Source organism: Burkholderia sp. HMSC10F09 (genome assembly GCF_001806955.1).
In the GTDB taxonomy this organism is placed as follows: Bacteria; Pseudomonadota; Gammaproteobacteria; order Burkholderiales; family Burkholderiaceae; genus Burkholderia; species Burkholderia multivorans.
The window spans coordinates 1-8,288 of record NZ_KV786666.1 but is presented as its reverse complement, the minus strand read 5'-3'; the positions used below and the strand labels follow the sequence as shown (position 1 = coordinate 8,288).

6 protein-coding genes are annotated in these 8,288 nt (G+C 70.0%); 1 reads left to right on the top strand and 5 read right to left on the bottom strand.

Annotated elements, in window-relative coordinates:
* Both HMPREF3115_RS11370 and HMPREF3115_RS11365 read right to left on the bottom strand, forming a co-directional pair.
* Positions 1-1,135 (bottom strand): AsmA family protein (locus tag HMPREF3115_RS11370; RefSeq protein ID WP_141751669.1); only part of this gene is annotated, 1,135 nt, incomplete at its 3' end.
* Between the two features lie 149 nt (positions 1,136-1,284).
* A complete protein-coding gene (locus HMPREF3115_RS11365; protein ID WP_070554449.1) occupies positions 1,285-2,712 on the bottom strand; it encodes a DUF1254 domain-containing protein in 1,428 nt (475 codons plus the stop codon).
* A 405-nt stretch (positions 2,713-3,117) separates the two neighbouring features.
* Between HMPREF3115_RS11365 and HMPREF3115_RS11360 the strand changes: the two genes are divergently transcribed.
* Positions 3,118-5,901, top strand: a complete 2,784-nt coding sequence (locus HMPREF3115_RS11360) for a heavy metal translocating P-type ATPase (RefSeq protein WP_083302190.1) — start codon at positions 3,118-3,120, stop codon at positions 5,899-5,901.
* A 93-nt stretch (positions 5,902-5,994) separates the two neighbouring features.
* Here HMPREF3115_RS11360 and HMPREF3115_RS11355 read toward each other — a convergent pair whose 3' ends face one another.
* From HMPREF3115_RS11355 to HMPREF3115_RS11350, 3 genes are all read right to left on the bottom strand, one after another.
* Positions 5,995-6,474, bottom strand: coding sequence for a GNAT family N-acetyltransferase (locus HMPREF3115_RS11355; RefSeq protein WP_070554447.1), 480 nt, complete (start codon positions 6,472-6,474; stop codon positions 5,995-5,997).
* A gap of 119 nt (positions 6,475-6,593) precedes the next feature.
* Positions 6,594-6,746, bottom strand: coding sequence for a hypothetical protein (locus tag HMPREF3115_RS31570; protein WP_006397347.1), 153 nt, complete (start codon positions 6,744-6,746; stop codon positions 6,594-6,596).
* Positions 6,747-6,921: 175 nt separating this feature from the next.
* Positions 6,922-8,288: hypothetical protein (locus HMPREF3115_RS11350; RefSeq protein WP_070554445.1), on the bottom strand; the 1,367-nt coding region annotated here is incomplete at its 5' end.

Sequence of the window (8,288 nt, the reverse complement as noted above, 5' to 3'; positions counted from 1 at the left end):
CGCTCGCGGCGGCGACCGCCGCGCGCGAGGCGCCGTTGGCAGCGGCCGATGCCGCCTTGGGCGCGGCGGCCGGCGAGCCCGCGAGCTTTTCGACGTTCAGCACGCCCTGCTTGTCGCGCGACAGGTCGATCACGGGCCGGTCGAGCCGGATTTCGTCGAAGTGCATCGCATTGCGCAACGGCTCGAGGCCGGCCGCCGCGACGTGCACGCCGCGCGCGGCGAACAGCGGCTCGGACGCCGGGCCCGTGACCTTCGCGTCGGTCAGGTCGACCGTGCCGGACACGCGCAGCGCGGGCGTATCGCCGCTCATCACGAAGTTGACCGAGAGATCGCTGCTCAGCAGGCCGCTCGTCACGGCGACCGGCAACTTCGCGGGGACGTACGAGATCAGCTTCGGCACGTCGAGCCGATCGAACTTCAGCGCGATTTCCGATTCGCGCGACCGCGCGAACGGCTTCGTCTTGCCGTCGATCGCGATCGGGCTGCCGTCGAACCGCATCCGCAGCTTCGGTTCGACGAAGATGTCGGTCTTCGACGGCAGCGTCGCGATATACGGCACGCCGAGCGTCCACTCGTCGACGACGTGCTTTTCGTTCAGCAGCCGATCGTCGAAATCGATCCGGCCGTTGTTGATCTGGATGTTCGACACGGAGAACAGCGTCGGCTTGCTGTCGGGCTTCGACGGCGTCGAGAACTTCTCGATCAGGTCGGTGAAGTTGAAGCGCTGCGCGTCGTAGCGGACGATGCGAAAGCGCGGCGAATCGAGGCGGATCTCGTTGACGATCGGCGCACCGCGAAACAGCGACGTCCACGACGGCCGCACGACGAGCTTCGCAATGTCGATGAAGTCGCCCTGTCCGCCGTGCTCGCCGACATGGATGCTGTCGGCTTCGAGGTTCAGCGTGTACGGGTTCAGCGCGATGCGCCGGATCGTCGCGGGCCGGTCGAGCTGCTTGCTCAGTTGCTGTTCAGCGATATGGCGGATCAGCGGCGGCGCCGCGAAGAATCCCAGCAGGCCGAACAACACGAGGAAGATCAGGATACCGAGGCCGATGCGTCGGGTGCGGCGCGAGCGGGCGACGCCGCGGAGGGCATGGAGGGTCGTGGAAGGGATTTCTTTATCTGGGCTTGCCATGCTGGAATGCCTCGGAAACGGATACCGGGTCGCGCCGGAATCCGGCGCGCCCGAGCCTGTTGTTCCGAGAGTATAGGCTCAGAGGATGACGGGACGCGCATGCGTGCGCCCGCCGCGGGCCGTATGGGACCGCGGCGGCGTCCGCTCGTTCACTTGCGCACGACGGCCGGCGGCATCCACGATCCGTCGGTGGCCTGCGGCTTCGGCGCATACAGCCGCAGCGCGAGCGCGAAATCGGCGCGCGGCGCGGGCAGCCAGTTCGCCGCGCGCGCGCCGCCCGGCACCGCCGACACGACGATGTCGACCGATCCGTCGTGGTTGCGGCGCAGCCGGTCGCGATCGCCGAGCGAACGGCGCGCGGCGCCGACGTCGGGCAGCGCGCCGCCCGGCGTGTACGGCGTGAGCGTCCAGAAGCCGCGCACCGGCGGCAATGCGCCCGGCGCGAAATGCAGCACGTAGCGGTTCGCGCCGTTCAGCGGCTGGCCGTCGCTGTCGACGCGGACGATCGCGATCGTCTCGTCGTCGCGCGTCGCGGTGCCGAACTGCGTATAGGCCGCATACGCGCGCAGCGCATAGTCCTGCCCGTACTTGCCGGCCGTATCGCCGATCCAGCTCCAGCCGTTCGCGCTCAGCAGATTCGGCGGCGGCGCCGTGAGCCGTGCGCGCCCTTCGTCGACGCCGGCCGTCGCCGCCGTCAGCCGGTCGCCCGTCCACTGCACCGGATTGCCGGCCGACACGCCGATGTCGTCGAGCAGCTGCTGCGCGTGCGGATCGTCGTCCGGCGCCGGGTTGTCCTGCAGCGCACGCGCAAAGCGCGTGAAGAACGCCTTCGGATCGAGCGCGGCGACCTGTTCGGCCGGCGTGCCGCCCGTCAGCGCGTCGGCCGGTGCACTGCCCGTATGAACGGCGACCGAGGCGCCGCGCGCGTCGCCCGTGTAGACCGACAGCGGCACGATGCGCATCGCGCGCTGCAGTTTCTTCACGGCCGTGAGGTCGCGTCCGCCGCTCGTCTGCAGTCGTACTTCGAGCCACGCATAGCGCGTCGGCACGTCGACCCGCACCGCACCCTTCGGCAGCGTGCCCTGCCAGTCCTTCGCGACGAAGGCAATCGTTTGCGACCGGCGGCCGCCGCGCGCCGCCGCGCTCGAGGCCGACCACAGCACGTTGGTCCACATGTCGAGCGCGCGTGCGTCCCAGTACCGGCCGCGCGTGTCGGGCAGCGTGACGATCACCGGCTCGGCCGCGACGTCGAGCCAGCCGGTCGAGTCGAGCGTATCGACGCCCGGCAGCGGCGGATTCACCGCGCCGACCGGCGGCAGCGCCTGCGCGTGACGCAGCGTGTTCAGCGGCGCCTTGCCGGGTTGCGCGCCGTCGCCGCCTGTCGCGGCGTCTTTCGCGACGTCCATCAGCACGAGCGGATACGCATAGACATAGGAATCGGCGACTTCCGTACGCATCCAGCCCGTCTTGCGCTGGATCGCGTCCGGTTGCGACGCGCATCCCGCGAGCAGCGCCGCCATGGCGAGCGACGCGCACGCGCGCCGCAGAGAAAGGGATTCTCGAAGGTGTTCAATCATCGATTACTGGCCGAATATCGTTCTTTTCCGTCAACGCCATGTTCGGTTCCCGAACGGCGCGTGAGCGACGCCGGCGCGCGCGGACGGCCGCTGGTCGGCACGGCGCGCGGGTGTCAGGCCGGTATCATAGCGCCTAAGGGCATCCCCCAATATGCCCGAAGACACATTGGACAGTAGCGGCGGTGTCGGCGCGGCCGCGTGGAATCGGCTCGCGGGCCGCGCGGCATGCATCGGGCGGCGTCGATTCCGGGCGAGCCGGGTGCGCTGGCCCGGCGCGTGCCCCCGCGGTTGGCCCGTGGTTGCCCCGTGAGGCAACGCGTCGTCGCCGATGCTTGACCTTCCCATCATGGGAAAGTTGATACTGGGAACCAATCGCGCGACGAACCGCGCCTTGGGGGAATCCGAATGACTGAATCACTCGCATCCGCGTCGCTGCATACGATCGAACTGGGTGTCGACGGCATGCACTGCGGCGGCTGCACCGGACGGGTGCAGCGCGCGCTGGCCGGCGTGCCGGGCGTCGTCGACGCGACGGTCGACCTGGAACGGCAGGCAGCCACGATTACCGCTCGCGAGACTGTGGAGCCGGCGCGGCTCGTCGATGCGGTCGGCGCCGCGGGTTATCGCGCGACCGTGCGCGACGCCGTCGCGGGAAGCGATGCGATGGCGGCGCAGGCGGAGCACGAGGCGCGACCCGGGGCGGCGGCGACGGTCTTGCTCGACATTGACGGGATGACGTGTGCGTCCTGTGTGTCGCGTGTCGAAAAGGCGTTGGCGAAGGTGCCAGGCGTCACGCATGCGTCGGTCAACCTCGCAACCGAACGCGCGACCGTCGAAGCGTCCGCCGAGGTTTCCGCCGCGCGGCTCGTCGAGGCAGTCGAACAGGCAGGCTATCGCGCGACGCTCATCGAATCGGCTCCGTCGACCGTGACGTCCGCACCGGTCGACCGTGATGCCACGCACAGCATCGACCTCGACATCGGCGGAATGACGTGCGCGTCCTGCGTATCGCGCGTCGAAAAGGCGCTGGAGAAAGTGCCGGGCGTCACGCACGCGTCGGTCAATCTCGCGACCGAACGCGCGTCGGTCCGGGCCGCCGGCCCGCTCGACGCCGACGCGCTGATCGCGGCCGTCGCGAACGCCGGCTACCGCGCGACGCTTGCAGCCGCACCCTCAGCCGGCGCGAAGGCCGCCGCTTCGTCCATCCCCGCCGCACCCGACCGCGACGCGCGCAAGCGTCAGGAAGCACTGCGCGAGCGCAATCTCGTGATCGCGTCGGCCGTGCTGAGCGCGCCGCTCGTCGCGCCGATGCTCGCCGCGCCGCTCGGCATCGACGCGATGCTGCCCGGCTGGCTGCAGCTCGTCCTCGCATCGATCGTCCAGTTCGGCTTCGGCGCGCGCTTCTACCGCGCCGCATGGCATGCGGTGAAGGCGCGCGCCGGCAACATGGACCTGCTGGTCGCGCTCGGCACGTCGGCTGCGTATGGCCTCAGCCTGTGGATGCTGCTGCGCGACCCGGCGCATCCGGGCCATCTGTACTTCGAGGCGTCCGCCGTCATCGTCACGCTCGTGCGTTTCGGCAAGTGGCTCGAAGCGCGCGCGAAGCGTCAGACGACCGATGCGATCCGCGCGCTCAACGCGCTGCGGCCCGACCGCGCGCGCATCGTCGACAACGGCGTCGAGCGCGACGTGCCGCTCGCGCAGGTGCGTGTCGGCACGATCGTCAGCGTGCGGCCGGGCGAGCGCCTGCCGGTCGACGGGCGCGTCGTGTCGGGCCGCTCGCATGTCGACGAATCGCTGATCACGGGCGAAAGCCTGCCCGTTCCGAAGGACGACGGCGACGCCGTCACGGCCGGCTCGATCAACGGCGAAGGCGCGCTCGTCGTCGAGACGACCGCGATCGGCGCGGAAACGACGCTCGCGCGCATCATCCGCCTCGTCGAATCCGCGCAGGCGGAAAAGGCGCCGATCCAGCGCCTCGTCGATCGCGTCAGTGCCGTGTTCGTGCCGGCGATCCTCGGCATCGCGGTGCTGACACTCGTCGGCTGGCTGCTCGCCGGCGCCGGCGCGGAAACCGCGATCCTCAACGCCGTTGCCGTGCTCGTCATCGCGTGCCCGTGCGCGCTCGGCCTCGCAACGCCCGCCGCGATCATGGCCGGCACCGGTGTCGCCGCGCGGCACGGCGTGCTGATCAAGGACGCGCAGGCGCTCGAACTCGCGCAGCGCGCGACCGTGATCGCATTCGACAAGACCGGCACGCTGACCGAGGGCAAGCCCTCCGTCACGGCTTTCGACGCGGTCGACCTGCCGCGCGACGACGCGCTCGCGCTCGCGGCGGCCGTGCAGCGACACAGCGACCATCCGCTCGCGCGCGCAGTCGTCGCCGCGTATGACGCGCAGCGCAACGCGCAGGCCGCGCCCGTCGCGACGGACGCACGCGCGGTGGCCGGACGCGGCGTCGAAGCGCGTGTCGACGGCCGACTGCTCGCGCTCGGCAGCACGCGCTGGCGCGACGAGCTCGGCATCGTCGTGCCGCCCGCGCTCGACGCGCGCGCGGCCGAGCTCGAGCGCGCGGGCAACACGATTTCGTGGTTGATGCACGCCGATGCGCCGCGCGCCGCGATCGCGCTGATCGCGTTCGGCGATACCGTGAAGCCCGGCGCGCGGGACGCGATTGCCGCGCTCGCCGACCGGCACGTCGCGAGCGTGCTCGTCACCGGCGACAATCGCGGCAGCGCGGCGGCCGTGGCTGCGGCGCTCGGCATCGGCGAAGTGCATGCGCAGGTGCTGCCGGACGACAAGGCGCGCGTCGTCGCGTCGCTCAAGCGCGAGCACGGCGGCGTGGTCGCGATGGTCGGCGACGGAATCAACGATGCGCCCGCGCTGGCCGCAGCGGACGTCGGGATCGCCATGGCGACCGGCACCGACGTCGCGATGCATACGGCCGGCATCACGCTGATGCGCGGCGACCCGGCGCTCGTCGCCGACGCGATCGACATCTCGAAACGGACGTACCGGAAGATTCAGCAGAACCTGTTCTGGGCCTTCGTGTACAACCTGATCGGCGTGCCGCTCGCGGCGCTCGGCTGGCTGAATCCCGTGATTGCGGGCGCGGCGATGGCGTTCTCGAGCGTCAGCGTCGTGACGAACGCGTTGCTGCTGCGGAGATGGAAAGGACGCGCGCGGTGATGCGGCGAGGGATGGCCGCGCGCAAGCGGGCGCCCGCACGCGCAATCGAGCGCAGCGTATCGGACCGCGAAGTGCATGCCCGAATCGCCGCGGCTAGCTCGACACGACCGGCTTGATCAGCGTCGTCGTGATCGGCACGAAGCCGCACGCGCGATAGAGCGCGCGCGCCGCGACGTTGTGATTGAACACCGAGAGCCCGATTTCGGTCACGCCATAGCGGCGCGCCTCGGCCTCGAGCGCCTCGAGCACGCGCGTCGCCCAGCGCTGGCGGCGCCGCGACGGCACGATATCGACGTCGTAGATGAACAGCGTGCGATGCGGCCCTTCCGTCACGATCGCATACCAGAGGTCGCCGACCGTCTCGCCGCTCGTCGAATCGACGAGCGAGACGAGCGTCTGGCCGGGGGTCGACAGGCCGTCCGGCAGCAACGTATCGAAGCAGCGCTGCGCACGCGGCGCTGCGTCGTCGGTCGGGTTCTGGCCGGAGGCAACGAGATCGCGCGCGTAGCCTTCGATCGCACGCGCGCGGTAGGCGCGGAATTCGCCGGCCGTCATCGGCCGCATCTGCAGCATCGCGCGTTCGTCCGTGTGAGGAATCGAACTCCCAGTGTAGCGGGCGCATCGCGCCGTCGCAGCGCACGACAGCAGCATGCAGACGCGGCAAGCGCCGCGCGAATCAATGCATCAGTCGATTAGCGACGGTACAGGCACAGCGGCGCGTGCGAGCGGCGCACACGATCGGCTTCCGCACGACGGGCCACGTACGAATATTCCGCGTCGAGCGGGAGGTGCGGCGAAACGAACAGATCGTCGATCTTTTGCAGCAGCGCGAAGATGAAGCTCATGTGAAACTCCTGACAGATAGGCTAGGGTTTTCCCTTAGATGTTTCGTATTCTAAGGGTTTTCCCTAGACTCTGCCAGCGCGCGCAGCAGTTTGCCGCACCTTTGTATCTCGGTGTGCACGCGTCGCCGCGACCGAGTCGTTGCGTGGCGCGGCTCTCGAGGTAGGGTCGGAAGCGTTAGCGCGCGCGGCGAACGCGTTTCGCAGCGGTGTCACGCGACACCGCGCGCTGAAGTCGATCCACCTGCGACAGCAGCGCTTCGTGATGCTCCTGCAGCGTCATCACGCTCGCCTGTTGTGTCGACAAATCGGCCGCCAGCCGGTCGATCCGCAGTTGCTGCGCGGCCGCGTCCTGTTTCAGGTGTGCGATCTGGCGCGTTTGCATGATCAGCGCGACGAGCGTCGCCAGCACGACGATCGCCAGCGCGAGCAGCAGGCGATTCACGCGGCGCTTTTCGCGATCGACCGAATGTGTCAGCCGCGTCACGTCGGCCTGCAACGCGGCGAGCCGGTCGGACGAGACGAGGCCGCGCGTATCGGGCGCCGTGGGCGACGTGTCGATTGACGGTTTCGTCACGAAGGTCGCTGCGGACGCTGGTGTCGCGGAACCGTCCGCGGGTCGCTCGGCGCTTGAACGCGTGTCCGATGCCGACTGTGGGTCGGCCGGTGCCGTCGCGGCGACCGTCGTCGCTGGCTCCTCGGGTACATCGTCGGTCGCGCGCCGCGCCGATGCCGAAGCCGCGCGGCGGGCCTTCGGTGCGGATGGCTCGGAGCGGCGGCGAGCGGCGGGCGTGGCGCGCGTCGCGTCGGCCGCGATTTCGGCGCGCTGCGTGGATGGATTGGCGTCGGCAGCGGCTGACGCTGCCGCGACGCCTGCTTCTGCGATAGTCGGTGCGATTGCTTTGGCGACCGGCGCATCGTCTACCGCCGATGCCGGATTGCGTTGCGCCGATTCGTGCGCGTCGCCGGCTGGCGTGACGTTATCGGCATTAGGCGCGCTTTCGTCGTTGCGCGCGGCGGCGTCGGCCACGCGCGTCGCGGCGACGTCTGATGCCGCAACGTCGTCCAGCACGCGCGTACTGGCGTGTGCCGCCGGCGCGTCGACATCGCGATTCGCCGCGGCGTCGTTTGCGCCCGCCTCAGCGGCCGGTATCGGTTCGGTCGTTTTTGCGACCGTCTCATTCGCAGCAACACCATCGCCGGAATGCACGGCGTTCTTCTGCACGTCTGCCGTCATGCCGTCGCGGTCTTCCTCGTGCAGAGCTGCGGTCGTCGGCGCAGTCATCTCGTCCGCTCCCGCGACTGAAGCGACCGCCGCTTCGGCCTCGAATCCGTCGAGCGTCGCTTGCCGCGCGCTGTCGCCTTCGGAGCCGTCGCCGCGTTCCGCCGTTGGTGCACTCGCGCGTGCATCGTCGTCGCGACTCGACGGACCCGCAGCCGACACATCGTCGTCCCGCGCGAACACTGGATCGCCAAACAGGTCGAGCGTGCGTTCGTCCCGCTCCGCATCGGCGGCTGCCGCGCGCTCCGGCTGCGCGGCAGCCG